Annotated in this window: 26 protein-coding genes; 18 read left to right on the forward strand and 8 right to left on the reverse strand. The window is 65.0% G+C overall.

What is annotated here, in order from left to right; translation table 11 throughout:
- Window positions 1-63: 63 nt before the first annotated feature.
- Window positions 64-1344, forward strand: coding sequence for an HAD family hydrolase (locus tag EPL01_RS12365; RefSeq protein ID WP_135825575.1), 1281 nt, complete (start codon window positions 64-66; stop codon window positions 1342-1344).
- 414 nt (window positions 1345-1758) lie between these two features.
- Here the strand turns inward: EPL01_RS12365 and EPL01_RS12370 are convergent, their stop codons facing one another.
- Window positions 1759-2031, reverse strand: coding sequence for a MoaD/ThiS family protein (locus EPL01_RS12370; protein ID WP_135825576.1), 273 nt, complete (start codon window positions 2029-2031; stop codon window positions 1759-1761).
- 100 nt (window positions 2032-2131) lie between these two features.
- On the opposite strand from EPL01_RS12370, the gene EPL01_RS12375 reads away from it, so the two are divergent.
- From EPL01_RS12375 to EPL01_RS12395, 6 genes are all read left to right on the forward strand, one after another.
- Window positions 2132-3052 (forward strand): dihydrodipicolinate synthase family protein, encoded by a 921-nt coding sequence (locus EPL01_RS12375; RefSeq protein ID WP_135825577.1) that lies wholly within the window; start codon window positions 2132-2134, stop codon window positions 3050-3052.
- A gap of 154 nt (window positions 3053-3206) precedes the next feature.
- The gene (locus EPL01_RS21675; RefSeq protein WP_168215898.1) at window positions 3207-3362 is read left to right on the forward strand and encodes a hypothetical protein; all 156 of its coding nucleotides are present in this window, start codon (window positions 3207-3209) and stop codon (window positions 3360-3362) included.
- A 54-nt stretch (window positions 3363-3416) separates the two neighbouring features.
- Window positions 3417-4655 carry a mandelate racemase/muconate lactonizing enzyme family protein gene (locus tag EPL01_RS12380; RefSeq protein WP_135825578.1) on the forward strand — a complete coding sequence of 413 codons (1239 nt, stop codon included), beginning with the start codon at window positions 3417-3419 and terminating at the stop codon, window positions 4653-4655.
- 76 nt (window positions 4656-4731) lie between these two features.
- A complete protein-coding gene (locus tag EPL01_RS12385; protein WP_135825579.1) occupies window positions 4732-5484 on the forward strand; it encodes a DUF8127 domain-containing protein in 753 nt (250 codons plus the stop codon).
- 48 nt (window positions 5485-5532) lie between these two features.
- Complete coding sequence (locus tag EPL01_RS12390) at window positions 5533-6495, forward strand: acetamidase/formamidase family protein (RefSeq protein WP_135825580.1); 963 nt, start codon at window positions 5533-5535, stop codon at window positions 6493-6495.
- 620 nt (window positions 6496-7115) lie between these two features.
- Window positions 7116-7952, forward strand: coding sequence for a TrmB family transcriptional regulator (locus EPL01_RS12395; protein WP_210424138.1), 837 nt, complete (start codon window positions 7116-7118; stop codon window positions 7950-7952).
- A gap of 58 nt (window positions 7953-8010) precedes the next feature.
- Here the strand turns inward: EPL01_RS12395 and EPL01_RS21680 are convergent, their stop codons facing one another.
- Complete coding sequence (locus EPL01_RS21680; RefSeq protein WP_168215899.1) at window positions 8011-8193, reverse strand: hypothetical protein; 183 nt, start codon at window positions 8191-8193, stop codon at window positions 8011-8013.
- A gap of 156 nt (window positions 8194-8349) precedes the next feature.
- A complete protein-coding gene (locus EPL01_RS21685) occupies window positions 8350-8505 on the reverse strand; it encodes a hypothetical protein (RefSeq protein ID WP_168215900.1) in 156 nt (51 codons plus the stop codon).
- Window positions 8506-8902: 397 nt separating this feature from the next.
- Here EPL01_RS21685 and EPL01_RS22045 point away from each other — a divergent pair, with 397 nt between their 5' ends.
- Both EPL01_RS22045 and EPL01_RS12405 read left to right on the forward strand, forming a co-directional pair.
- Window positions 8903-9265, forward strand: coding sequence for a hypothetical protein (locus EPL01_RS22045; RefSeq protein WP_210424139.1), 363 nt, complete (start codon window positions 8903-8905; stop codon window positions 9263-9265).
- A complete protein-coding gene (locus EPL01_RS12405; protein WP_168215901.1) occupies window positions 9262-9780 on the forward strand; it encodes an MFS transporter in 519 nt (172 codons plus the stop codon). The genes EPL01_RS22045 and EPL01_RS12405 overlap by 4 nt, the downstream gene beginning before the upstream one ends.
- A gap of 18 nt (window positions 9781-9798) precedes the next feature.
- Here the strand turns inward: EPL01_RS12405 and EPL01_RS12410 are convergent, their stop codons facing one another.
- Both EPL01_RS12410 and EPL01_RS12415 read right to left on the reverse strand, forming a co-directional pair.
- Window positions 9799-10413, reverse strand: a complete 615-nt coding sequence (locus EPL01_RS12410) for a hypothetical protein (RefSeq protein ID WP_135825582.1) — start codon at window positions 10411-10413, stop codon at window positions 9799-9801.
- Window positions 10413-11570: a DUF3179 domain-containing protein gene (locus tag EPL01_RS12415; RefSeq protein WP_135825583.1), complete on the reverse strand. Its 1158-nt coding sequence runs from the start codon at window positions 11568-11570 to the stop codon at window positions 10413-10415. Before EPL01_RS12415 ends, EPL01_RS12410 begins: the two co-directional genes overlap by 1 nt.
- A gap of 615 nt (window positions 11571-12185) precedes the next feature.
- Here EPL01_RS12415 and EPL01_RS12420 point away from each other — a divergent pair.
- The 9 genes from EPL01_RS12420 (at window position 12186) to EPL01_RS12460 (ending at window position 22750) form a co-directional block, all read left to right on the forward strand.
- Entirely contained in the window at window positions 12186-12554 is a 369-nt protein-coding gene (locus tag EPL01_RS12420; RefSeq protein WP_135825584.1) for a response regulator, read from the forward strand.
- Window positions 12555-12641: 87 nt separating this feature from the next.
- Window positions 12642-16286 (forward strand): ATP-binding protein, encoded by a 3645-nt coding sequence (locus EPL01_RS12425; RefSeq protein ID WP_135825585.1) that lies wholly within the window; start codon window positions 12642-12644, stop codon window positions 16284-16286.
- The gene (locus EPL01_RS12430; RefSeq protein ID WP_135825586.1) at window positions 16283-17539 is read left to right on the forward strand and encodes a chemotaxis protein CheC; all 1257 of its coding nucleotides are present in this window, start codon (window positions 16283-16285) and stop codon (window positions 17537-17539) included. The genes EPL01_RS12425 and EPL01_RS12430 overlap by 4 nt, the downstream gene beginning before the upstream one ends.
- 310 nt (window positions 17540-17849) lie before the next feature.
- On the forward strand, window positions 17850-19550 hold the full coding sequence (locus EPL01_RS12435) for a methyl-accepting chemotaxis protein (RefSeq protein ID WP_168215902.1): 1701 nt from the start codon (window positions 17850-17852) through the stop codon (window positions 19548-19550).
- 1 nt (window position 19551) lies between these two features.
- On the forward strand, window positions 19552-20061 hold the full coding sequence (locus tag EPL01_RS12440; protein WP_135825587.1) for a chemotaxis protein CheW: 510 nt from the start codon (window positions 19552-19554) through the stop codon (window positions 20059-20061).
- On the forward strand, window positions 20058-20726 hold the full coding sequence (locus EPL01_RS12445; RefSeq protein ID WP_135825588.1) for a chemotaxis protein CheC: 669 nt from the start codon (window positions 20058-20060) through the stop codon (window positions 20724-20726). The genes EPL01_RS12440 and EPL01_RS12445 overlap by 4 nt, the downstream gene beginning before the upstream one ends.
- On the forward strand, window positions 20723-21250 hold the full coding sequence (locus EPL01_RS12450; protein WP_135825589.1) for a chemotaxis protein CheD: 528 nt from the start codon (window positions 20723-20725) through the stop codon (window positions 21248-21250). The genes EPL01_RS12445 and EPL01_RS12450 overlap by 4 nt, the downstream gene beginning before the upstream one ends.
- A 107-nt stretch (window positions 21251-21357) precedes the next feature.
- Window positions 21358-21588: a hypothetical protein gene (locus EPL01_RS12455; RefSeq protein ID WP_135825590.1), complete on the forward strand. Its 231-nt coding sequence runs from the start codon at window positions 21358-21360 to the stop codon at window positions 21586-21588.
- Between the two features lie 76 nt (window positions 21589-21664).
- The gene (locus EPL01_RS12460) at window positions 21665-22750 is read left to right on the forward strand and encodes a restriction endonuclease (protein ID WP_135825591.1); all 1086 of its coding nucleotides are present in this window, start codon (window positions 21665-21667) and stop codon (window positions 22748-22750) included.
- On the opposite strand, the gene EPL01_RS12465 is transcribed toward EPL01_RS12460, so the two are convergent.
- The 3 genes from EPL01_RS12465 to EPL01_RS12475 all read right to left on the reverse strand — a co-directional run bounded on the left by EPL01_RS12465 (window position 22747) and on the right by EPL01_RS12475 (window position 25647).
- Window positions 22747-23661 carry a DNA adenine methylase gene (locus EPL01_RS12465; RefSeq protein WP_135825592.1) on the reverse strand — a complete coding sequence of 305 codons (915 nt, stop codon included), beginning with the start codon at window positions 23659-23661 and terminating at the stop codon, window positions 22747-22749. The genes EPL01_RS12460 and EPL01_RS12465 overlap by 4 nt on opposite strands.
- Window positions 23662-23761: 100 nt before the next feature.
- Window positions 23762-24319: a peptide-methionine (S)-S-oxide reductase MsrA gene (gene msrA / locus EPL01_RS12470; RefSeq protein WP_135825593.1), complete on the reverse strand. Its 558-nt coding sequence runs from the start codon at window positions 24317-24319 to the stop codon at window positions 23762-23764.
- Between the two features lie 671 nt (window positions 24320-24990).
- A complete protein-coding gene (locus EPL01_RS12475) occupies window positions 24991-25647 on the reverse strand; it encodes a cytochrome c biogenesis CcdA family protein (RefSeq protein ID WP_135825594.1) in 657 nt (218 codons plus the stop codon).

The raw sequence follows: 25647 nt of genomic DNA on the forward strand, positions 1-25647 counted from the left end.
TTATTTAGAAATCTGTTCTTGGTCGACCCCGAACTTTATCCCCGAAAACGACCCAGTTCCGGCATGGAGCGGTACGACCAACTCTATCGACTCTACGACGAGTTCGACGCCGCGACCCTCCGGGCCTTGCAGGACTTCGTGGACCTGTTTCCCCCGGTCGATTCGCGCGTCGCTCTCGAACACTGGCAGGAAGTCGAGGAGGAACTCGACGACCGGAAGGCCGAGATTCGGGACGCCTTCCCCGCGACGGGCGGGACGTTCTCCGAACTCGCCGCGCGGGCCTCTCGGGACCAGGCGTTCACCGCGCTCGACTTGCACACCAAGTACGACCGAGGAGTAAACGTCCTCGTCCTCGACGTGGACGAGACCCTGCGCTCGGCTGGCGGGACCGACAACGAAATCCCGCGCGAGACGCTCCACCTCCTGACCGAGTTCCACGAGGCGGGGATGCCAATCGTGGTCTGCACCGGCCAGACCCTCGAAAACGTCAAGGGCTTCCTGATTCAGGGCCTCGGCAACGAACTCGTCCACTCAGGGGACCTCTCCATCGTCTACGAGGCCGGGACCGGGGTGTTCACGCCGGGCCACGGCGCGGACACCAAGCGACTCCTCTACGAGAATCTCGACTCGGACGTGCGGGCCATCTTCGACGCGGTGCGCTCGCGGGTCCTCTCGGAGGCCCCCGAGCGACTCCGCCGCGGGTGCCACCTACAGGGCAACGAGTTCAACGTCACGCTCAAGCCCAACTTCGAGACCGGGAGCGCCGACGCGCGCGAGGTCATCGACCGAGCGCTCGTCTACGAACTCGACCTCCTCGGTACGGTGGTCGCGGAGGAGGTGGTCGCGGAGGAGGTCAAGGAGGTAGAAGAGGGCGCGGAAGGCGAGTCCCAAGCCCCCGACTGGGCGCGGGCCTACTACGCGAGTCAGGACCCCGAAATCCGGGGCGTCCTCGAAAGCGAGGGCGAGACGCCCGACTGCGACCCCGAGGACGTGCCCGACGCCGTCAGCGACATCTTCGAGCGCATCGACGTGGCCTACTACGAGGCCGACGCCGCAGAAATCGGGAGCCTCGAACTCAACAAGGTCGTGGGCGTCGAGGCCGCCTTCGACGTGCTTGGTCTCGACGACCCGTTCGCGGCCGTCATGGGCGACAGCAAGAGCGATCTGCGGGTGATGAAGTGGGTGGCCGAGGAGGGGATGGGCATCGCGGCCGCGCCGGAACACTCCTCGCGGGACGTGCTGGACCACGTCATCAAGACCGACGAGTTGGTCTTCGACCGAGGAAAGGCGGGCGAGGTCCTGCGCACGATTTTCGCCATGAATCGGCTGGCGAAGTTGGGGTAGCAGGCAGAACGTGGGTTTTGCGAGGCTCCCGTGATTTTGGTTGCTGGCTTGGGGCTCCGGAACTTCGGGGTTGGTGTCGAGAAGCTAGCTACTGCCGAAGCCGAGGAGTTTCCGCACCGCTCCGCAACCGCCCCGCAACCGCCCCGCGATAGCCTCACACCTCCCCAGCCTCTTCTCACTCCGTTCGGTCATCCACCGGCAGACAACCCGCGTCTGCCGAGCCTTCGGCTTCGCCGAAGACCTCGCGCGAATGATGGCGCGACACAGGGTCGCGCCAGCGCGCCCAGCAGAGGTCAAGACGGGCGTAGCGCGTACTCGACCCAGAAATTCCTCGTAGCAAGTATAATTATAGTTGATACGCACGCAAAGGATAGAAACGCGGAAGAGAATCGAGAAAACGCGGAAAGAGACGGGTTAGACGTTCAACCGGAACCGGACCGTGTCGCCGTTCTCCAGCGAACTCCGGGTCGAGAGCGTCTCGGTCGAGTCGAAGCGCTCGCGCACGACCACGGTGTCCGAGCGCAGGCGTCGGCCGTCGAGGACGCCCGCGCGGACCTGCGGGCCGTGCTGTTCTGCGAGTTCGTCCACGACGTCGGCGACCGTCGCGTCGTCGGGCACGGCGACTCTGGCCTCGTGGGTGCCGGTGCGGGCGACGAGGGTTCCGGTGAGTTTGACTGTCACGTTCATATCTCCCTCTCGGACCGCTACTGACTAAAAGTTTACTCACACTCGAAAAAGTACTCTCGAAGTGCCACCCCTTAAGGACGCGGCTCCCGACGAGTCGGGTATGGTGGACAACGCACCCAGTCCCGGCGAGGAGGACCCGCTCTCCGTCCACGGCGTCGTCCCGCCGACAGTCACGGCGTTCGAGGCGGACGAATCGGTCGATTACGACGCGACCGCGGCCCACGCGCGATTCGTCGTGGACCGGGACGCGCACGGCGTCTTCCCGCTCGGGACCAACGGCGAGTTCCCGCTGTTGACCCCCGACGAGCGCGAGGGCGTGGTCGAGGCCGTGGTCGAGGAGATCGGCGACGACGCGCCGGTCATCGCCGGGGTCGGGGCGGCCAGCACCCGCGAGACGGTGAGCCACGCCGAACACGCCGAGGAGGTCGGCGCGGACGGCGTGGTGGTCGTCACGCCCTACTACTACCCGCTGGACCACGACGCCGCGGTCCGCCACTACCGGCGGGTCGCCGAGGCGGTCGAGTTGCCGGTGTACGTCTACCACATCCCGAGCAAGACCGGCAACTCGCTGTCGCTGGACACGCTGGACGCGCTCGCGGAAATCGAGAATCTGGTCGGCTTGAAAGATTCGAGCAAGGACGTGCCGTGGCTCGGGCAGGCCATCGACGCCCACCCCGAGCTGACCTTCCTCGCGGGGTCGGACTCGCTTCTGTTTCCCGGTCTGGAGGTCGGCTGTGCGGGCATGGTCAGCGCGGTCGCCAACGCCTTCCCCGAGCTCGTGGTGGACCTCTACGGGGCCTACGACGAGGGCGACGAGGAGCGCGCCCGCGAGTTGCAGAGCGAGGTCTACGACGTGCGCGACGCCCTCAAGCGCGGCCCCTACATGGCGGGCGTCAAGACCGCCCTCGACCTGCGGGACGTCGGTTTCGACCCCGGCCCGCTCCGGAGTCCGCTCCGGAAGATGGACGACGGCGACCGCGCGGAGTTGGAGTCTGACCTCGCCGACCTCGGTCTGCTCTGAACCGTTCCGTCCGTTCCATTTTGTTCTCCGTGAACGGTCGGAACTTTTATTCTGATTGACACCGTTCGAAATGTGTGCGACGGTCCCCGCGGTAGCGCGAGCCGCCCGACGTGTCGCGCATCGGGAACGGGAGTGTTCGCAACGAACGACAGCCATGAGTACCGCCCTCCCCCTCAACAAACGGACAGTCCTCGGTGGACAGTACCTACTGGTCGGCGCGGCGGGCGCGCTGGCCCTCGAAAGCCCCCTGCTGGCCGTAGCACTCATTGCAGTCGGCGTGTACCTCCTCGTCAGACCGGTACTCGCGTGAGTCGAGAGCGCTGAGACCTTCAAATTTTTACTCCGTGCAGAGTAAGTAGTTCGCATGGTTCGCAACTACGAGTCGCTCCACGACCCGAACGCCGAGTACACGATGCGGGACCTCTCGGCGGAGACGATGGGTTGCGGGGGCGAGCGCGGCGAGGGTCGGGACGTAGAGATTACCGACGTGCAGACGACGATGATAGACGGTAACTTCCCGTGGACGCTCGTCCGCGTCTACACCGACGCCGGAGTCGTGGGAACCGGCGAGGCCTACTGGGGTGCGGGGGTGCCCGAACTCGTAGAACGCATGAAGCCCTTCGTGGTTGGCGAGAACCCCCTCGACATCGACCGCCTGTTCGAGCATCTGGTCCAGAAGATGTCGGGCGAGGGGTCCATCGAGGGCGTGACCGTGACCGCCATCTCGGGCATCGAGGTGGCGCTCCACGACCTCGCGGGCAAGATTCTCGACGTGCCCGCCTACCAGCTGCTGGGCGGAAAGTACCGGGACGAAGTTCGGGTCTACTGCGACTGCCACGCCGGGGAGGAGGCCGACCCCGAGTCCAACGCCGACGAGGCCGAGCGCGTGGTCGAGGAGTTGGGCTACGACGCCCTGAAGTTCGACCTCGACGTGCCCTCGGGCCACGAGAAGGACCGCGCGAACCGCCACCTCCGGAACCCCGAAATCGGGCACAAGGTGGACATCGTGGAGGCCGTGACCGAGCGCGTCGGCGACCGAGCGGACGTGGCCTTCGACTGTCACTGGACGTTCTCGGCGGGGAGCGCCAAGCGTCTGGCCCACGCGCTGGAAGAGTACGACGTCTGGTGGCTCGAAGACCCCGTCCCGCCGGAGAACCACGACGTCCAGAAGAACGTCACCCACTCGACCACCACGCCAATCGCGGCGGGCGAGAACGTCTACCGCAAGCACGGCCAGCGCCGCCTCATCGAGGAGCAGGCCGTGGACATCATCGCCCCCGACATGCCCAAGACCGGCGGGATGCGCGAGACCCGGAAAATCGCCGACCACGCCGACATGTACTACCTCCCGGTGGCGATGCACAACGTCTCGTCGCCCGTCGCCACGATGGCCTCGGCCCACGTCGGCGCGGCCATCCCGAACTCGCTGGCTGTCGAGTACCACAGCTACCAGCTCGGCTGGTGGGAGGACCTCGTGCAGGAGGACGTCATCGAGGACGGCTACATCGAGATTCCCGAGAAGCCCGGACTGGGGATTACGCTGGACATGGACGTTGTCGAAGAGAAGATGGTCGAGGGCGAAGAACTGTTCGACGAGGTCTGAACACGGAATTCTCCCGCCTCTCGTCAGACTTCTAGAGAACGCCACAGTTTTGTCCTGCGCCTCTGCGGACACAGGTATGTCGCGCCTTCCCCTCCTCACCCCCGCGCGCCGCGACGCCCTCCTCGCTTTCGTCGCGCTCGCGCTCCTCGTCGCGCCGGTCTGGGCACCCGCCCTGCACCTCGACGACCCCGCCCAGCGCTACGAACGCGCCCGAGTCACCGCCGAAAACGGCACTATCGAGTACGCCAACGAGTCGCGGGAGCCGACCCGCGCGCCAGTCAGCGACGAAATCGCCTGCACCGAGCCGTTTTTGCAGTCGCGGGGCTGTTTCTTCGAGCAGTACCTCGCGGAGGGCCACACGATTCCGACGGGCGTCTGGACGACCAACCCCGGCCAGAGCTACCTCTCGACGTTCCACCGGTACCGGTACGCCGCGCCGAACGGGTCGGTCTACAGGGTGAGCTACGTCGCCAACGAGTCCGTGCAGAACGACATGGGCCTCTACCGCGTCGAGTTGGCGCTCGAACCCGAACCCGCCGACGAGGTCCTGCACTCGGTCTCGATTTCCGCCGAGCGCGTCCCCGACCCGATTCGGCGGGCCGCCGAGACTGGAGTCGCCACGTCCCACCGCGAAATCGAGGTCCCCGAGTCACCGGTCCGACTGGCCGACGGCACCTACTACCGGGTGTACGAGGCCGGGGAGACCGACCCGTCGAATCTGATGGGACTCCTCGACGGCATCGTGGGCTACGGTTTCCCCCTCCTCGGCCTCGCGCTGGTCGGCCACCTCCGGGGTCGGTTCGAGGTTCGGTACGTCGGCGAGGAGTGATTCCCGACCCTCGATTTTATCGCGCTCCTCGTCGTGGAACGGTAGCACATGCCACGACGACGCGACTACGCTATCGACCACCGACTCAGCGACGACGACGAGAACATCCACAGCGCGTGGGACAACTCCCTCGACCCGGTCCTGACGGTCGAACCGGGCGAGGTGGTGCGCTTCGAGTGCCGGGACGCCGTGGACCGGCAGGTGGGCGTCCAGACCACCGCCGAGGACGTGCCCGACATCAGTTTCGACCCGGTGCATCCCCTGACGGGGCCGGTTGCAGTCGAGGGCGCACAACCCGGCGACGTGCTGGAGGTCGAACTGCTGGACCTCCAGCACAAGGGCTGGGGCTACACCGCGTTCTGGCCCGGAGAGATGGATTTAGGCCTGCTTCCGGAGGATTTCGAGGACCCCGGGCTTCACGTCTGGGATTTGGAGGGCGACGTGGGCCACTTCGTTGACGGCATCGAGGTCCCGCTGGACCCCTTCCCCGGCGTCATCGGGGTCGCGCCGGACGAGGCGGGCGAACACGACACGCTCCCGCCGCGGTCGGTGGGCGGGAACATGGACGTCAAGCACATGACCGCGGGTTCGACGGTCTATCTCCCGGTAGAGGTCGAGGACGCGCTGTTCAGCGTCGGCGACTGCCACGCCGCGCAGGGCGACGGCGAGGTCTGCGTCACGGGCGTCGAGGCCCCGATGTTCGTGACCGCCCGGTTCGACGTGCGCTCGGGGATGGACATCGAACAGCCGCAGTTCGAGACGCGCGGGCCGTTCACGCCGACGGGCCGCGACGAACCGATGTACGGCACGACCGGTATCAGCGACGACCTGATGGAGGCGACGAAGAAGGCGGTCCGGCAGATGATAGACCACCTCCACGAGGAGCGCGGCCTCTCGCGGGGCGAGGCGTACCTCCTCTGCTCCGCGGCGGTGGACTTGAAGATAAGCGAGGTGGTGGACGCGCCGAACTGGACCGTCTCGGCGTACCTGCCGGAGAGCATCTTCCCCTAATCCGGCGGGCGTTCAATCGACGGTCGTGGAAGCCTCGCCCGGCCGATTCTCGGCAATGGACGAACACCGGCCGCAGGCGTCGAGTTCCCGCTGCTCGGCCTCGCTCCGGGGCAGGGTTCGAAACGAGTCGGACGCGAACGGACTGCCCTCGTTTATCGACCTTATCTGAGTAACAAAGCCGAGAGAGTTATCTGAGTAACAAAGCCGAGAGAGCGAGCGTGGCCTCCGAGCGGAGCGAAGCGGGTGCTGTCACTCTCGAAGTCACAACAAGTACCTCCGGTTCCGACGAACGCGGCCCACCGCCGATTTCTAGTCACAAACCTGCCACGCGAGGTGGCAGGCGGGCACGCTGTGGAATGTGGTTGGGACACGTACCAACAGCCGTGCCGTCTGAGACTACGATTCCCTCCGGTATCAAGCTTGTGTGATTAACTGGGTTACAAGGATAGATTCGTTCTGTAGCGACCGTCGCAGAATTACCACGGCTGGCGAAATCGGAATCGGCCGAGCGAGACTCTCGCAGAGACGCCGGGCAGAGGTAGTGCGAAGAACAAGTCCTATTGGTTGCGGACGATAACGTCTATTGGACTTCCCGTCTCCGCGGGAAGAGGTTGGGACACATGAGTTCGAGCGATTCAAACGAAAACCGCAATCAAGCGGTCGAGTTGTTACAGCAGCTCGGGTTGAAGGAGTACGAAGCAAAGTGTTTCGTCGCACTGTCGCGCGTGCCGGAAGCGACGGCCAAAGAGATAAGCGAGAGTTCCGAGGTGCCGCGAACCCGCGTCTACGATGCGGTTCGAATCTTAGAGGCCCAAGGCCTCGTCGAGGTCCAGCACGGGAATCCCCAGTTGTTTCGGGCAGTCCCGGTCGAGGAGGCCATCTCGACGCTCCGCGACCAGTACGAGTCGCGGTTCGACACGCTCAAAGACGCCATCGAGGACCTCGACCGACCGGCCGAGAGCGACAGCGACTCCGTCCACGAGGTGTGGTCGCTCTCGGGAACGACCGCCATCGCCAATCGGACTCAGCAACTCGTGGAGAACACGTCCGACGAACTCTTCCTGCTCGTCGGCCACGAGAGTCTGGTCACCGACGACCTGATGGGGAGTCTGAGCGAGGCGACCGACCGCGGCGTCTCGGTCATCGTCGGCACGGAAGACCAGTCGGTTCGAGACGCGATTCGAGAGCGAGTTCCCCGCGCCGAGGTGTTCGTCTCGAAGTTGGACTGGCTCAACACCTCCTCGGACCCCGACGACGCCGACGAGGTGCGCATCGGCCGCGTGCTGTTGGGCGACAACTCCACGATTCTGGTCAGTTCCATCGACCCCACGACCTCGAAAGAGCGAGCGGTGTACGGTCGCGGTTTCTCGAACGGTCTGGTCGTCATCGTCCGTCGGCTGATGGCGACGGGACTGATTCGGTCCGACGACCCCGCCAAGCGAGGTGGCGACGAGTAGCGAGTCCCGACTTCGGACCGTAGGGCGGTACGGAAAGTGTTCTCAGACTGCGAGTTCCTCACGACCGCAGCGTGTCGGTCACGTCGTACCAGTGAATCAGACTCGTCGCGGTGAACAGCCCGACGACGAGAGCGGCGGGAGCGAGTCGAGCAACGCCAAACTGGGTGGGGAGCCGGGAAACTCCCACGAGTAGACCGACTCCCAGCGCGGTTACTGTCAAGTACGTCGTGTGCCACGGCATCGACGGCGTCCGCGGGCGGAATCGGGGACGCATTCACTCACTTCCTCACACGAGGATAGCGCGTGGCAGGATAAGATTATTTTGGCGGGAGTTGGTCCGTCGCCAGTCCGAGCGGAAACCGAGCGCAGACCGCTCGCACGTCGCGGAGCGGAGTAGCTACGACCGCTGTCCGGTCTCCGAAACGGCCTCCCCGTCCAGTTCGAGGAGTTGGAGGGCCTGTCGGATGTGGTAGTTCTTCTCGGTGTTCTCTTCGGCCTCTATCGCGGCCTCTAACTCCTCGACGGCCTCCTCCTGTTGCCGATGCTCCGCCATAGCGATAACTCTCACGCCCGAGCAAATAACTGTAACGAACATCTGAGTTACACACCCGTTGCGCCGGAAACACGGCGTCCGCCGCACAGCGCGTCAGTCTCGGATACAGCGGTGTCCGGCGTCTATCGGGCAAACAGAGCATTATTCCCCCTAATTATAGAATTAAAAACATTTACTAAACGAATATTCTTGTGTTTCAATCGGTTTCACGTCGGCCGCTACGAGACGGGCAGTCGCGCACGGACAGGGCTACCGCGGAATCGGAGCAAACGTTTACCTCGCTCGCCGTCGCACGCTCTTCGACTCCTCGCCCGCCATGACCACCGTTCGCCCGCCATGACCACTGTTCGCCCGCCATGACCACCGCTCAGGACTCGACCGCGCGAGAATCCGCGCCGTGCCGTGGGACTCGCCGACCGTCAGGGTCGTGTTCGCGGCGACCGCGCTCGCGCCGCTCGGCGTCCCGCTGGTCAGCCCCGCGCTCCCGGTCGTCCGCGACGCCTTCGTCTCGTGGAACACGTCCTTCTTCGCGTACCTGCTGGGACTCCCGGTCGCGGCGTTCGCGTGGGTCGCGCTCGGCGAGGAGCGACTCGACGCCGGGACCGCGAACTCCGACGCCGCGAACCCCGACGCCGCGAACCCTGACGCCGCAAACGCCGACGTCGCAAACGCCGACGCTAGGACCGCAAGCCGGGGCACCGCCTACCTCCGCGAGGCGGCCCGAACGCTGGCCCGCGGGCCGCGGTGGTCCCCTACGTGACCGCGTTCGCCACCGAGGTCCTGCTGTTCGGGGGCGTCATCACGACGCTTCCCTTCCTGCTGGACCGCGAGTACGGCGTCTCGCTGGTGTTCAGCGGCGGGGTCATCACCGCCGCGGAAGTCGCCTCGGCGGTCGTCGCCGCCGGGAACGGTCGCCTCGCACAGCGGTTCTCCGACGAGCGACTCATCGCGCTCGGCTACGTCTGCTACGGCGTCGGCCTCTTGGTGGCGGGCGCGGCGGCCTCGCTCGTCCTCGTCGTCGCCGGGGCGATGGCGCTCGGGGCCGGAATCGGCCTGACGATGCCCTCGGTGGACGCGCTCCTGAGCGACCTCGTGTCCGCCGAGTACCGCGCCGGAGCCCTGAGCATCCGCAACAGCGTTACCTTCCTCGGCAGGGCGGTCGGTCCGATTCTGTTCGCCGGAATCGCCGCGACCACGGGCTACCGCCCGCTCCTGCTGGCCGCCGGGGTCGCGGGTCTCCTCGGTGTCCCGCTCACGCTCGCACTGAGCCGGTGAGCGTCAGGGCCGTGGCAGTCAGGTCTGGACCAGCGCCGGGTCCACCTGCCGCCCGACCCAGAGCAGACTCCCGACCAGCAGGACGACCGCGGCGGGAATCAGCCACTCGAAGACGGTCAGCACGGCGCTGGAGGCCTGAATCCCGAAGATGACGAGGACGATGGGGCCACAGCAGGCCGCCCCGGACAGCAGGGCCGGAATCCCGGCCAGCACGCCCGACGAGGACGAACCGATGCCGCAGGCTTTCGGCTGTCGCCACGCGACGTAGGTCACCGCGAGGTTCAGGCCCACCAGCAGGGCGATTCCGAGTCCGATGGCGGTGTTCAGCGAGAGCAGGTACGTCCCGACGCCGAACTCCACGAGCGCGACCGGTTCGAAGGAGAGGGCGCTGTTCGCGGGTTGAAACAACCGCCCCAGCGGATTTCGGGCCACCGTCAGTCCGAACTCGCCGCCACCGACTCCGCCGCCGAACGTGAGGAGGTCGCTGAACCAGAGGTACGCCAGCAGGTAGGCGAGGGCGACGCTCCCGAACACGGCCTGCCCGTCGCGCCGCCCGAGCGCCGCGCCGATTGCGAATCGGGTCCGCGAGAGAGTCAGGGGGATTCGACCGCGAGAGGCGGTTTCGGTCGCCATCAGGAGGCCTCCTCAGTCGGGTCCACCAACGCCGTACTCGGGTAGAACCCCGACCACGCGAACCACATCGCGTCGAAGGCGTACACCCGGTCGAGCGGCAGGTCCGCGGGGTCGTAGCTGGTCCCGTCGTCGGCGACGACCTGCCCCTGCGCTCCCTCCTCGCGGCTGAACGACGCGCCCTCGGGATTCCGGTAGACGTACCCCGTGTCGAGCGTCGAATCGTAGACCGCGAGATAGGTGGTTCCGCTGGTCCCACCGACTTGGCCCGAGAGGAGGCCCTCCTCGCGCAGGGCGGCCTTGCGGAAGGCGATTCGGCCCGACCCGGTCCGGGCACCCAGCACGACGCGCTTGTTCGATAGTCGGTCGTCGGACCCCAGCGGCGGGAACAGCGTCGAGTTCCGACCGTAGTACCCGCGCCGGTTCGAGACGTAGGAGCCGTAGGGGTCGTTGTCGTAGTTCCGGACGTGGCCGGTGTCGGTCGAGAGGATCGCCGTCTCGGGGTGGACCTCCTTCCAGCGGTTCCACCGGGTCCAGACCAGTCGGAACTCCCGCAGGGACTCGCCCTCGAAGGTCCCCGAAATCGCGGTCGCCAGCACCTGCGGCCACCGGCTGTCGGTCTCGCGGTCGTACATCACGAGGTTGTTGTTCAGCAGTTTGCCCGAGACGCCGAAGGTGGTCTCGCCTCGCTGGAACCCCATCGCGGTCCCGGTCAGCGGGCAGTAGGTCACCGACACGGCCTCGTCGCCCACCACGTCGTTGACGATTTCGTGGTGGACCAGTATTCGCTGCGGGTAAGCCCTGACCTCGCCGTTCCGGACCAGTCCGAACACCACGTCCTCGGCCCGCAACTCGTCGTCGGCCTCGTCGGCGCTCCAGAACTTCGGGTCGTCGATGGAGGGGATGCCGTCTTTCGGCGGCCCGCCGGAGAGGACCTCCTCGCGGAGGGTCCCGAAGTCGTACTCGACCGGGAGCCGGTCGGCCGCCAGCGGGAGGCCCCGCTCAGTCGGTCCGCTCGCGGTGGTCTGTTCGCTCGTGGTCGCCTGTTCGCCGTCCTGTCCCCCTGCTCCCCGTGGCTGTCCTCTCCCGAGACACCCCGCGAACCCCGAGAGCGCGACCCCTGCCGCGGCTACGAACGCTCTCCTCGAACTCCGTTCCATGAGGGCCGGTAGGCCACGAGTCAGGTTAACGCTTCTACGGTTGTGTCGCGGGACTGCACAGCCGATAGTTGGAGAAAATCGGTGTCGAAGGAAATCAAGCCTCTTCAATTTATTGGCCGAAAACTGGCATATCGTCGGCGTAACAGGTTCTTTCCCGTCTAGCGGTGGCTTCATACCGGATACGAGGAATAATGTTTTATGCTATGCACGGGATTCGCTAAATGATGGGTAGAATGCCGTGACATCCTCACCCGCCCTACAGAGCGAGACTTCCTGCACAGCAGGAATGCCCTATCGCAGAGGTTTCGGAACCACACTCCTCGGTTCTCGAACGGGTGGTTCTCACCCTCGAAGCCGAGGCGTTCCATGGCCCTGTCACAGGGGCACCCATCTTCGGCCATGTCATCGTCCCACGGTTTCTCAATGGGACTCTCACCGCCGAAGTCGCCCAGCGAGGAACCGGGCGAAGATGGTCCGTATTGCGCGACACAGTGCAACCGTGCCAGTTCCCGATATGTCACCAATATACTTCAAAATACCGACACGCACGAGAGTACAGACCGCTGAGTACATTCCTCCCCGCAGTAAACGGCGGGGGTTCCTGCTTACGGAAAGATGAAGACCGGGATTCTTATCGTGGACGACTCGGAGTTCATGCGACAGCGGGTCAAGAGCGCCTTGGCGGACGACGAGTACCGTATCGTCGCCGAAGCGCCGAACGGAGCGTGGGCCATCCAGAAGTACAAGGAGAACGCCGACGACATCGACCTAATTTTGATGGACATCGTGATGCGGAAGGCAAACGGCCTGAAGGCCACCGCCGCCATCAAGAAACTGGACGACGACGTGCGGGTCATCATGTGTACCAGCGTCGGCCAGCGCCAGAAGATACAGTTGGCCGCGCGGGCCGGGGCCGACGCCTACATCACGAAACCGTTCGAGGACGAGGAGCTAACCGACGCCATCGACGGGGTGGTCGCCTGATGGACCAGCGACCGACCTCTGGCGCGAGCCACCGACCACGGGACGCGAGCGACCGCCGACGGCGAGCCACGTCGCGGGGGTGCCGGTATGGACCCGACTGACGACGCCTTCTTCCGGGAGGCCAAGTCCCAGATTCGGGCGCTGAGCGACGGCCTGCTGGCGCTCGAACGCCGCGATGAGGGCGGCGAGGACGGCGGGGGCGGTGAGGACGGCGACGCCGACGACGGTGTCGCGGTCGCCGAACTCTTCCGGGTCGCCCACTCGCTGAAGGGGTCGTGTCGCACCCACGGCCTCGCCGAGGCGGGGGACCTCGCCCACGCCCTCGAAGACGTGCTGGACGCACTCCGGGCGGGCGAGGTCGAGCCGACCCCCGAGCTGGTAGACGACGCGCTGGAGACCGTGGACGTGCTGGAAGCGACCGTCCGCGACGCGGCGGTCGGGAGCGGCGTCGAGGGCGACCCGGAAGCGACGCGGGAATCGCTCCGCGCGACCCTCGATGCGGTGCGCGCCGAGTCGCCCGCCGACGCCGACTCCGACGCGTCGGCCACTCCCGGCCTCCTCGGCGACTCCGGGGCCGAATCGGCGAGTTCGGGCGACGACTGGGACCCGGCGGACGACGACCTGAGCGACGACGTGGTCGCGGCGCTCGAAGAGACCTCGGAGTTCGACGACCTCGACTCGCTCCTCGACGGGATGGACGACCCCGAGGAGGACGAGGAACTCGACGGCTGGGGCATGCTCGGTGAGGACGAGGAGGAAGACGCCTCGGACGCCGAGGACCGCTCGGTGCCCGACGAACCCGAGGAGTCCGCGACGCCCGACGAACCGGCGTCGTTCTTCGAGCGGACGAAGGCCGAGGTGGAGTCCGACGACGAGAGCATCGACTCGCTTCAGGAGGACATCGACGCGGTCGAGTTCGGCGAGTTCGACGACGAGGACAACTACACCATCGAGGAGTTGATGGAACTCGAACCTGACGAGGAGGCCGACGCCGAAGCGTCGGCCGACGAGTTCGCGGAAGAGGTAGAGGCCACTCCCGAAGGAGTGGCCGACGAGTCCGCGGAAAAGGCCGACGCCGAAGCGTCGGACGACGAGTCCGCGAAGGGGATAGAGGCCGACGCCGACGAGGCGCTCGCGCCCGACGCCGCGGACCCCGATTCGTCGCCGGACGACCAGCCGAGCCTCGACCCCGCGTCCGCCTCGCTCGACCCGTCGCCGGACTCGCCCGACGCGTCGGGCGAGTCCGGCGAGTTTGACGACGCCGAAGCGAAAGACAACTCTGCAATCGCCTCAGATGATTCTATAATTTCTTCAAATAACTCTACCAGTCCATCGGATAACGCTGTGATTGCCCCCGGCTCCGGCGTCGAGAGCGAATCCGAACCCGCCGAGTCGGAGTCTTCGGTCGATGCCGCGGACGACCCGCTCGGCCTCGCGGACGACGACTCGCTCTCGGTCGAGGCCGACACGTCACCCCCGACCGAGGAGGAAGACGGCGAAATCGCGGCGGCTAACGCCGAACAGGTAGGAACCGAGGCAGACGGCGAAATCGCGGAGGCTGACGCCGAGCAGGTAGAAACCGGCGCAGACGCCGATGCCGACGGCGAGGAGACCGAGACCGGCACCTTCGTCTTCGGCGAACCCGAACGCGACGCGCCAGCGGACGATACGCCCGAAGACGAGGCGGACATCTCGCCCGAAGACGAGGAGTCGGAAACGGGCGAGGTTTCGCCGGAACTCGAACCCGGCGCGTCGGACTCCGCCGCGGCGGAATCCGACGCCGACCCGGTTTCGGCGACCGACTCGACACCCGACGCGGAGTCGGTTCCGGACGCCGATTCGACGCCGGACGCAGAGTCCGTTCCCGATGTGGATTCCGTCCCCGACGCCGACTCGCTTCCGGACCTCGGCGACGTGCCGGAGGCCGACTTCGTGCCGGATTCCGACTCCGATTTGGACACAGAAGCGCTCGCAGACGCCGAATCCATCGCGGAGTCCGCGTCCGACCCGGACGCGGATTCGACCGCGGAAGGTGATGCGCTGCCAGAGAGCGATTCCCCACCGGACGCCGATTCCGTGCCCGAGGATGATTCTCTACCGGACGCCGACACCGTGCCGGAAGCTGACTCCCTGCCGGACGCCGACTCCCTGCCGGACGCCGACACCGTGCCGGACGCCGACTCCCTGCCGGACGCCGACTCGGTCCCCGAGGGCGACCTCGGCGTGGACCTCTCGGGGGACTTCGGCGAGGTCGGCGACGAGTTCTCCGACGACCTCTCCGGCGGCGTCGGCGACGACTTCGGTGCCAGCGAGACCGAGATGGACGTCTCCGTGGACGAGGAGATGGCGGCCTTCGAGTCCCGATTCGGCGACCTCCTCGGCGAGGGACCGACCGACGACGAGGAAGAGGGCGCGGTCTTCCGGTCGGCGGTCTCGACCATCGAGGAGAGCCAACTCGACGCCGACCAGTTCCCGACCGCAGACGCCGTCGAGGGGTCGGGCGAGACCGGCGACTTCGACCGACTGCAGGCGATGACGGTGGACGTGGACACCGCCGACAAACTGCTGGACGTCGCCGAGGAACTGTCGCTGTCGCACCTCCGACTCGACGAGGCGGTCACGCCCGAGACCGACGACGCCATCCGCGAGGAGGTCTCGAACCTGCTGCGCATCGTGACCGAGTACCGCCGGACCGTGATGGACGTGCGACTGATGGCGCTGGAGACCGCCATCGACACGATTCCCCGGACGGTCCGCGACGTGGCCCGAGCGCAGGACAAGGAGGTGGACCTCGTGGTCAACGACGCCGACGTGGAACTCGACCGCTCCATCCTCGACCGCCTGCGGGACCCCCTCGTCCACCTCGCGCGAAACGCCGTGGACCACGGCATCGAACCGCCCGAGGAGCGCGAGCGGGCGGGCAAGCCCCGCGAGGGGACCGTCGAAATCTCGGCCGAGCGCGTCGGCGACGAGGTCATCATCGAACTCGCCGACGACGGCCGGGGCGTGGACCCCGAGGAGGTCCGCGAGCGGGCAATCGAGCGCGGCGTCGTCTCGCCCGCCGAAGCCGACCGACTGAGCGACTCGGAGACCTACGACCTGCTCTTCGAACCCGGATTCACCACGACCGAGGAGGTCACGGACGTGAGCGGCCGGGGCGTCGGCATGGACGTGGTGAACCGGACTATCGCGGACCTCAACGGCACCGTGACGGTCGAGAGCGACCCCGGCGCGGGAACCGCGGTTCGGCTCACGGTCCCGGTCTCCATCGCGCTGACCGAGGTGCTGTTCGTGGAAGTCGAGGGCCGGACCTTCGGCATCCCGATGACCGCGGTCGAGCAGATTACCCCCACGCCGCCGGTCGAGACCGTGGAGGGCCGGGACGTGGTCCGGCGCTCGGACCTCGACCTCGTGGGCGGACTGCCCGAGGGCGTCGAGGCCGAGGACGCCTATCCGCACGTGGACCTCCGGGAGGCGCTGGAGTTGTCCGAAGCCGAAGACGGGGGAGAAGAGCGAGCCGACCGCGATGCTCCGGGCGCACCGGACGACCAAATCGTCTGGATTCGGGCCGAGACCGGCCGACGCGCGGTCCGGTGTGACCGCGTGGTCGCCTCGCAGGAGGTCGTGGTCCGGCCCTACGGGGACCTCCTCCGAGACGTGCCCGGCGTCAGCGGCGCGACCACGCTCGGCGACGGACAGGCCGTGAACGTGCTGGACGTGAGTTCTCTATGAAACTCGACGTAGATACCCTCGGGACGTTCTACGAGATGGCGCGCGAGGGGGCCGGACTCGCCGCGAACCGGCTGAGTTCGATGACCGACATCCCGGCCAGAGTGGACGTGACCCACCTCAACTTCACCCGGGACGCCGCCATCGCGCGGGACCTCTCGGGCACCGAGTGGGTCGGCATCCGGGTCGAACTCTCGGACGGGTTCGGCGGGACCTCGCTGCTGCTGTTCGACGCCGAGAGCGCCGAGACCATCGCCACGGCCGTCATCGACGGGATTCCGACGGTCAGGGAGGGCACCCTGCAGGAGAGTACCGTCACCGAAATCGCCCAAATCATGAACAACGGATTCGTTGACGGGTGGGCCAACGTGCTGGACACCAACATCGACGTGTCGGCCCCGACCTACGTCAGCGCCGACCGGCCCGACGAGTTCCTCCGAGAGACCGAGCTGACCCCCGACGAGGAGGAACTCGCGGTCCTGTTCCGGAACAACCTCGAAGCGGTCGGCGAGGAGCTGACCTTCCGTCACTACCTCGTACCCGACACCGAGACGGTCCAGAACCTGTTTCAGGCCCGCTCGGAGGAGCGCGCCATCGAGTTCGAGAAGCTGGTCGGCTTCGACCGCATCGCCCAGCGCGGCGCGACGCAGGTCGCCGACAACCTGACCCAGATGACCGGTATCGAGATGGACGTGGACATCCGGCGCATCAACTTCATCTCGCTCGACGCGATTCCCAGCGAGGTCTCGGCCGAACCGATGGTCGGGGTGGCGTTCAGCTTCGCCGGGATGCCAAGCGGCTATTTGCTGTTCCTGTTCGACGCCGACTCGGCCCGCAGGCTCGTGAGCCAGAGCCTCGAAACCGAGACCGCCCGGAATCTCGGGTCGTTCGAGCGCGACGCGATTCAGGAACTCTCGAACGTGATGGCCAGCGGGATGCTCGACGGGTGGGCCAATCTGCTCGACACCACCATCGACCACTCGACCCCGGCCTACGCTCACGACATGGGCGCGGCGGTCGTGGACCCCCTCGTCGTCGGCCTCGGCGACTCCCAGGAGTTCGCCTTCGTCTTCGACACCCGAATCGAGGCGGTCGATACCGAGGTGGACTTGGACATCTACGTCATCCCCGACGAGGAGGACCTGCGCGAGGCGCTGGGGGCGTTCGACATGTCGCGGGTCGCTGCGACCCAACCCGAGGCCTCGACAGACCTCTCCGAGCAGGACGTGGATTTGGACTACTGGGACGAGCTGTGAGCAATCGTCTTGTTTTCTACGAAAACAAAATCATACATTAACGCACGAATCGAGTCTCCTCGGTTCTCGGTCACTTCGGTTCGGCCCTCGTTTCGAGACGAGACGGTGAAACTCGTCGCTCGGGCGCGGCGGCGCGCAGTTCTGTGCGCCGCCGCGCCGTCACGCCGTTCCCCGAACCACCGGGCCGTCGCGCTACTCGTTGATTCTAAAGGACAGCTCCTCGCATTGATTTTTCGTATCCCTTTCGTTTTATAACTATCCGGTCATGTTGCGTGAAGATTTATTACGCCATGCCGAATGGGTTCTCTCAATGTCCAACTTTCCGCGCGCGTTCGTCCCTACTTTCCTCAGGCGAAGCCGACCCCTCAAGGTCGGCCTGACGATGGTAGTCGTCGGAGCGATTGCGGCAGGCGGAGTGTACGCGACCGGCCGGTTCGACCGAGTGGTCGCCGGAGCCACCTTCGGCGGGGCGCTGGCGGCCGGATTCGTCGCCACCGTCTCGTCGTGGCGCACCGCGAAATCGTTCGACCGACTGGTCGAGAGCGCCGACCGGCGGGCCGAGGGCGATGACCCCGCCTTCGACACCGCCCGCGTCGATTGCGTCGGCCGGGTCGCCGACTCGATGTCCGACACCCACGAGACGCTGGTCGAGGAGCACCGAGCGCGCCGCGCCGCCGAGGAGCGCGCCGAGACCGTCGAAGCCACCGCCGCTGAGTACGCCGATGTCGCTGCCGAGTGCGCCGACGGAAATCTCGACGCGCGCATGACTCCCGACACCGACAGCGAGGCCATGGCCGAACTCGCCACCGAGTTCAACGCCACGCTCTCGACCTTCGAGGAGTCCGTCGAGGACCTCACGCTCCTCGCCGACGACGTCGTGACCTACGGTCAGGAAGTCGCGTTCGACACCGCCGAGATCACGACTGGGAGCGACGGGATGGCCGACTCGCTCGAAGCTATCGCCGCCGAGGCCGAGACCCAGACCGACGACTTGGAGGCCGCGACGGTCCAGATGAACCGCCTCGCGGACGCGGTCCAAGCGGTCGCCGAGTCCACCGACGAGGTGGCGACCATCGCCGAGAAGACCGCCGAGACCGGCCGCGAGGGCCGCGAGGCCGCCGACCGCGCCGTCTCCGGCATGAACCACATCGAGACCGAGTCCGAGGAGACCGTCGAGGCCATCGAGAGTTTGGAATCCGAGGTCCAGCAGGTTGACGAACTCATCGACTTCATCGGCGAAATCGCCGAGCAGACCAACATGCTGGCGCTCAACGCCCACATCGAGGCCTCTCGGGCGGGCGAGCAGGGCGCTGGCTTCGCGGCCGTGGCGAACGAAATCAAGGAACTCGCCGAGCGCACCAAGGAGGCCGCCGCCGACATCGAGGAGCGCCTGACACGCATCCGCCGCCAGACCGACCGGACCGTGGACGAGGTCCGAGACACCAGCGCGCGCATCGCCCAGCAGACCGACTCGGTCGAGAACGCCGCGGAAGCGCTCGCGGACATCGCTGGCTACGCTCAGGAGACCAACGCTGGCGTGCAGGAAATCAGCGACGCGACCCGAAAGCAAGCCGACTCGACAGAGGAGGCCCTCGAAATGGTCGAGGACGCCGCCGCGGTCAGCGCGGGCATCGCCGACAAGGCCGAAACCGCCGCGGGGTCGGCAGACGCCCAGACCGGCGCGCTCTCGGAGGTCACCGAGACCGCCGCCGACCTCGCCGAGCAGGCGACTCGCCTCGGCAACGCGCTCGAATCTCTCGACGCCGACTACGAGGTCGCTGGCGCGGACTTCGAGACGCCGGTCGTGGACGAGGCGGTTTCGGCCGACGCTCCGAACGACACCGAAGGCCCGGCGGCCGACGCCTCCGAGGAGGACACCGCGGAGTCCGAAGTTCCCGGGGACGAGAATCCCGCTCCGGCCGAGACGCCGGAACCCGACGGCGGTGAAGTGACCGGCGAAGAGCAGACCCACGACGAACCCGACGACGCCGCCGGAGGCGAGGAGGCCTGAGATGAGCGGCGGAATTTCCAGCGTCGAACCGGTGCGGACCTCCGGCGACCGGCGCGAGTGGGTCGAGTTCGTCAACTTCAACCTCGGCAGCGAGGTCTACGCGCTGGAACTCGGGCGCGTCGAGCAGATTCTGCCCGACCCGAGCGTGACCGAGGTGCCCCAGACCGCCCCGACCATCGCGGGCGTGACAAATCTGGGGAGCGAGATTCCGGTCGTGGTCGAGGGGCGGGCGCTGTTGGAACTGCCCGACAGACCGCCCGCGGCGGAGCCGACCCTCCTCCTGCTGGACCGCGACGACGCCCGGCCGACCGGCCTGCTGGTGGACGAGGTACTCGGCATCGAAGCCCACAACGTCGATACGGTCGCGCCGCCGGGTACCATCGAGGACTGGTCGCTCCCGGTCGGTCCGCGGTGGTTCCGCGCCGTGGTGGACGACCCGGACCGGGCGGGCCAGCCAATCGGGGTGTTCGACCTCGACGCAATCGTCCGCGAAGCGAGGGGGCAATCGTGACGCCCGAAGAGTTCGCGGCCGGGCAGGACGAAGAGTCGTCTCCCTCGGCGGGCGACGACCGACTCACGGTCCCCCTCGAAACGCTGGCGGTGCTGAACTGGCTGGGCGACACCGCGATTTCGGGGGTCGAGTCGCGCATCAACGACGTGCTGGACGACGACCTGACGGTCACGACCGAGCAGGTCAAAATCGGCTACGCGGACCAGCAGACCCTCGACAGCCAGTTCCACACCGACCAGCGCGCCGGGGCGCGGGTCCTCCTGAGCAAGCCCTTGGTCGGCAACGTGCTGGTCACCTTCCCGATGGACAGCGCGAACAAGGCCGCGGCGCTGATGCTCCAGCGCGCGGTCGAGGACCTCTCGTCGGTCTCGACCGAGATGGGCCGGGACGCGTTGACCGAACTCTGCAACATGATGGCCAACGGGTTCGTCGACGAGTGGGCCACGCTGTTCGAGACCACCATCGACACCGGGTCGCCCGTCGCAGTTCAGGACCCCGAGCGAACGCTAGTCGCGCGCATCCTCAAGCAGTACGAGGTCGGCCTGTTCATCCGGTCGAGACTGCGGATTCCGGAACACGGCATCGACGCGACCATCTACATGTTCCCCGGCAAGGAGGAGTTCGTCACCAAAATCTCGGCGGTCGGCCTCGGGGTGATAGAGTGAAGACCTACGAGGGCAATCCCGACGAACCCGACCGCAACCGGCGCTTCGTCGGCGTCTCGGAGTACGAAGTCGTCGCCGACGGCGAGACGCTAATCGCCTACGGCCTCGGTGCCTGCGTCGGCCTCGCTATCTACGACCCCGAGAACGGCGTCGGCGGACTGGCCCACTCGATGCTCCCGCGCCAGTCCGACGGCGACGGCACCAGCGAGGGCAAGTACGTCGATACCGCGGTCGAGACCATGCTCCGCGAGGCGGTCTCGGCGGGCGCAAGTTACGCCGCGCTGGAGGGGTACATCGTCGGCGGGAGCGACCTGCTGGACTTGCAGAAGCTCCCCCGCGAGGTCAGCGACAACAACGTCGCCACCGCCCGCGAGGAGTTCGCGGATTTGGACGTGCCAGTCGAGGGGGAGGACGTTGGCGGGAGCAGGGGTCGGACGGTCGAGTTCGATACAGGGACAGGAGAGATTCGGGTCGTGACGGCCTACGACCCGGAGCCGACGCTGTTGCGGGAAGGGGACGACTGATAGAACTAGTTTTTGGGCCCGTACGGGCTTGTTGGTCAATCTACTGGGCAGTTCTGACGGCCGAGTAATCCCTCAAATTAATATCACCGAAGTATCTACCTTCGCTTATGACTGAGACCGCCAATATCGAAGTATACTGCGACAACACCGATGGCGAACAGGATATGTTCGCCGTTGTCAGCGAACACCGTCCTGACTTGCCGAAACCATTCGAAAGCCAACTCCAAGAATGGGTTCAAGAAAACTTTGACCACTTGGAAGTGGGTGATTCGCTACCGGAAGCGGCCAAAATGGAGTACGAGCCGAACGAGGATATCGTTGAGTTTCGAAGGAAGTAGACTACTCAACCCTCATCATTACTGACACGGAACGAACGGTCAAGGTTTTTATCACGGGAACTACTCAAATCGACCAATGCAGGCGTCAACGGCACGAGACGACATCTTAGACCACGCGCTTTCCATTAGTCCCAGTCAATTCGAGCAACTCTGCCGTATCCTGATTCGAGAGTCCGAAAAGACACGGGAACTCAAGCTCACGCCGACCTCGGGAGACCAAGGTATTGACGTACATGCGGTCGTTGACCGAGACTTGTTCCAAGCGCGTCTCGGCGTACAGGCCAAACGGAACGACGAAGGAAACAACGTCTCCTCGGACACTATGCGGAGATTCAAGGGGTCACTTAGTGAGGGAGAGTATCACGTAGGCACCTTCGTCACGACGGCGGACTTCACCCAGCCAGCTATTGATAGTGCAAAAAAACGGTATATTCGCCTCGTTGATGGCCATCGCCTCTCCGAGATAATGCTCCAGAGCAATCTGGGTGTCGTCCAAGAGGGTGAAAACGAGTGGGCCACGGACTGGGAGTTTTGGAACCTGTTCGAGATCGAGCGCGATGACCTCCTCCTCTCCGACGCCATTCCTCAAGCAGACACCGTTGAGACTCTGAATGTAGTTCTTTTGGCTATTGACGCGGACAACACAGTCAAGCCCACCATCAAGGAGTTCATGGAGGAGCAGACGGGAGAGGGTTGGCGTCCCCGGCAGGCCGATTACTACTGCCAAGCCGCGTGGGCACTCGGACTGGTACATAAAGATACCAAAGTTGAGTACGCTGGGTACGAGCGACAGCAATGGACGCTGTCGAGAGTCGGTCAGGAGTACGTCCAGTATCTGAACGCGAACGATGCAGACTCGGCAGAGGCCCTGCTCTTTGAACGGATTCGAGAGATGGAAATTGCAAGGCGCGTATTGGTTAAACTCGAATCTCAGGGCACGATATCGCATGAGGAACTGCAAGAACTTGTTCATGAGAACACGCTCCCCGGCGAACTTGATGAAGGACTATCACAAGATACGTCGTATCGCCGCGGAAACACGGTAGGTCGTTGGATAGAACGACTCCCTGAAGTGGTGCGTCATCCACCGGACGGCGCACCGGAGTATCAGCTCAAGGGTTCCACATACGAGTACCTTCGAAAAGGGTTGACAGACTTCTAAGCGTCGTCTTCTTGGCCGAACGAACTCAGAGTCCCCTGCCGCATATGTTGGGGAACGTTGGTGACGATGATTTCTTTTGCTCCCGTACGGTCATCTCCATTGCGGTTGATAGAGCGGTTGGCTGTTATTGACTCAACCTCAAATGCGTCTGGTACGTCATCTTCCTCGTAGAGTTGCCGGGCAGGTGGCGAGTTTGAAATGGTGACGTACACTCCCTTTTCATGTAAATCCACAGCAAGGTCGCGGAGTTTTCTCTGCTTGTCCGCACCGAATCCGCCTGCTAGATAGTCATCAAAGTTCGCAGTTTCAGACACCGGCTTGTATGGAGGATCAAAGTAAACAGCGTCCTTCTCACCTACAACGTGTTTGACGTAAGTAAAGTCTTGATTTCGGATATCCGTGTTTTGGAGTGCATCGTGGGCCGCCCGAATTCGTTCCTCGCGTACCACATCAGGACTTGTTCTTCTTCCGAACGGCACGTTATACTTCCCAGACTGGTTTTCACGATACAACCCGTTGAAGCAGGTTCGATTCAAGAAAAGCAGTAAAGACGCCTCCAATACTTCATTCTCACAAAGCCCATGCTGTCGGAGACTGTTGAATTCGTCCCGCTTATCATAGTAATATTCTTCTGTCGCCTCGTCGTCTAACTCGTCAATCTCGCGTTGGTGTTTCTTGTTCGTCTCAATGAGTTCCTCGTGGTTATCTCGCACTTGGCGGTAGAAGTTCATCAAGCGTGAGTTTAGATCGTTTATCGTCCCGTTCGGCGGTTGGAGGTCAAAGAAGACTGCTCCCCCGCCGAAGAACGGCTCATGATAGTGATTAAAGTCGGACGGAAGACGCGGGACTATTTCGTGGAGAATTTGAGACTTCCCGCCCGCCCATTTCAATACAGGCTTTACACTTGCCATTCTCGCTGTTCAACTGTGGACGGTGGTGCGTGATAAATGCACCTTCTCGTAACGCACCATCAGCCATACTACCAACGACTGTTATTCAGAGACATCAGTCCTACTCAGAACTGCCGGACCGCTTTACTTTCTCCCCGAACTTCTCCCGAACCTTCTGGACCTTCGGTTCGGCCTGAATCGAGCAGTACTGGTCGTTGGGATTCTTCTCGTAGTAGTCCTGATGATACTCCTCGGCCTCGTAGAAGGTCTCCAACGCCTCCACTTCCGTCACGATTTCGTCGCCGTCGTAGGCTCCTTCGGCGTCCAACTCGCGGAGGAATCGCTGGACGACCTCCTTCTGGTCGTCGTCGTGGTAGAGGACGATAGACCGGTACTGGGTGCCCACGTCGGGTCCCTGCCGGTTGAGTTGCGTCGGGTCGTGGACCGTGAAGAACACCTTGAGTACGTCCTCGTAGCTCATCTTTTCGGGGTCGTACTCGACCTGCACGACCTCGGCGTGGCCGGTGTCGCCAGAGCAGACCTCCTCGTAGGTGGGGTCCTCGGTGTCCCCGCCCGCGTAGCCGGAGGTGACCTCCTCGACGCCGTCGAGTTCCTTGAACGCCGCTTCGGTGCACCAGAAGCATCCGCCGCCGAGCGTGGCTAATTCGGTGTCTGTCATGGGCGGGTGTAGGTGTCGCTGACGGTTAGGTTTGCGGGAAGCGGCTAGGCGAGGTTGTTTTCTCGGTTGATGTTGGGTCGGAGTCTTTGATGGGCAGAGTCGGTTCGAGAACGACAGCAGAAGAGACAGTGATGATGTCTTCTTGAAGCCCCCACCCGGTCGCTCTGCATCAGCACAGTCTCGGCAGGAATCGGAACTGTGAACGTTTCCTGAAGCCCCCGCCCGGTCGCGGTCGCTGAGCGACATATCGCGGGCCTCTCCGCACCGCCCGGCCCGCGATAGAGGTCGCTCAGACGACCAAGCGTTGCGCGACCGGGCGGCCCCTTCATCCACCCGTGGTGGAGTGGTCAGTCGAGCGCGTCCGGCGGTTGACCGACCGAGTGCCTGCTGGCGGGAGAAACTTATAGGTGTGGTAAGCAAACAAAAGCAATGCTTTAGAAAATAATTAATTATTCTGAGGCCAATTCGCACAGACTCGCCCGAGCGTATCCTGATAGCCTGCGCCACCGAGCGCGAGCCTCAGACCTCCCCAACCTCCTCACTCCCGCGCAGAGCGCGGTCGTTCGTCCCTCGCGCGAGTCACTCGTTTCGCTTCGCTCACTCGCTCCCGCGCGCCGGACAGCCGACTCGAAGAAGCGAAATCCCCGAAAATCAGCCACCTCGAACTCCGCTCACAGAACGTCCAGAACCACGATAGAGAGGTAGAGCTGTCCGAGGCCGGCGAGAATCATCACCACGGCGGCGGCCCGCTCCAGCGTCCCTGAGTACTGCCCGAGGTCACGCCACGTCTCGACGCCCACACTGGTCAGTAGGGTCACCCCAACCAGCGGGGCGGCCACGCTCCCGGCGTAGACCCCGACGACCGCGACGCCGCGGGCGGGCGAGAACGCCAGCGCCTGCGTGACGACGCCGAGGAACAGCGGCGCGACGCATCCGGCGGCCGCGAGGGCGTAGACCGCGCCGAACACGCCGAAGCCGACGACCGACTGAGGACGCTCGGGGAGCGCGACCCGCAAATCGGGCGCGCGGCCCGTCAGCGTCAGCGCGCCGAACGCTACCAGTCCCACGCCGACGATAGGCTCGAACAGCGGGAGCGCCGAGGTGACGGTCTGGCCCACGGCGAACGCGAGCGCGGCGATGGCCCCCAGCGCCACCAGCGCGCCGACGGCGGCCGCGCCCGCCGCCAGCAAGTCCGAGGAGTCCTCGCCCTGCTCGACGTAGTAGCCCACGTAGCCCGGAAGCAGGGGGAACGCGCAGGGCGCGAAGAAGGTAGTCACGCCGGTCGTCGCGGCGAACGCCAGCGCGCCAGCGAACTCCGAGGCGGCCAT

Origin of the sequence: Halorussus ruber (assembly GCF_004765785.1) — an archaeon.
GTDB classification, from domain to species: Archaea; Halobacteriota; Halobacteria; order Halobacteriales; family Haladaptataceae; genus Halorussus; species Halorussus ruber.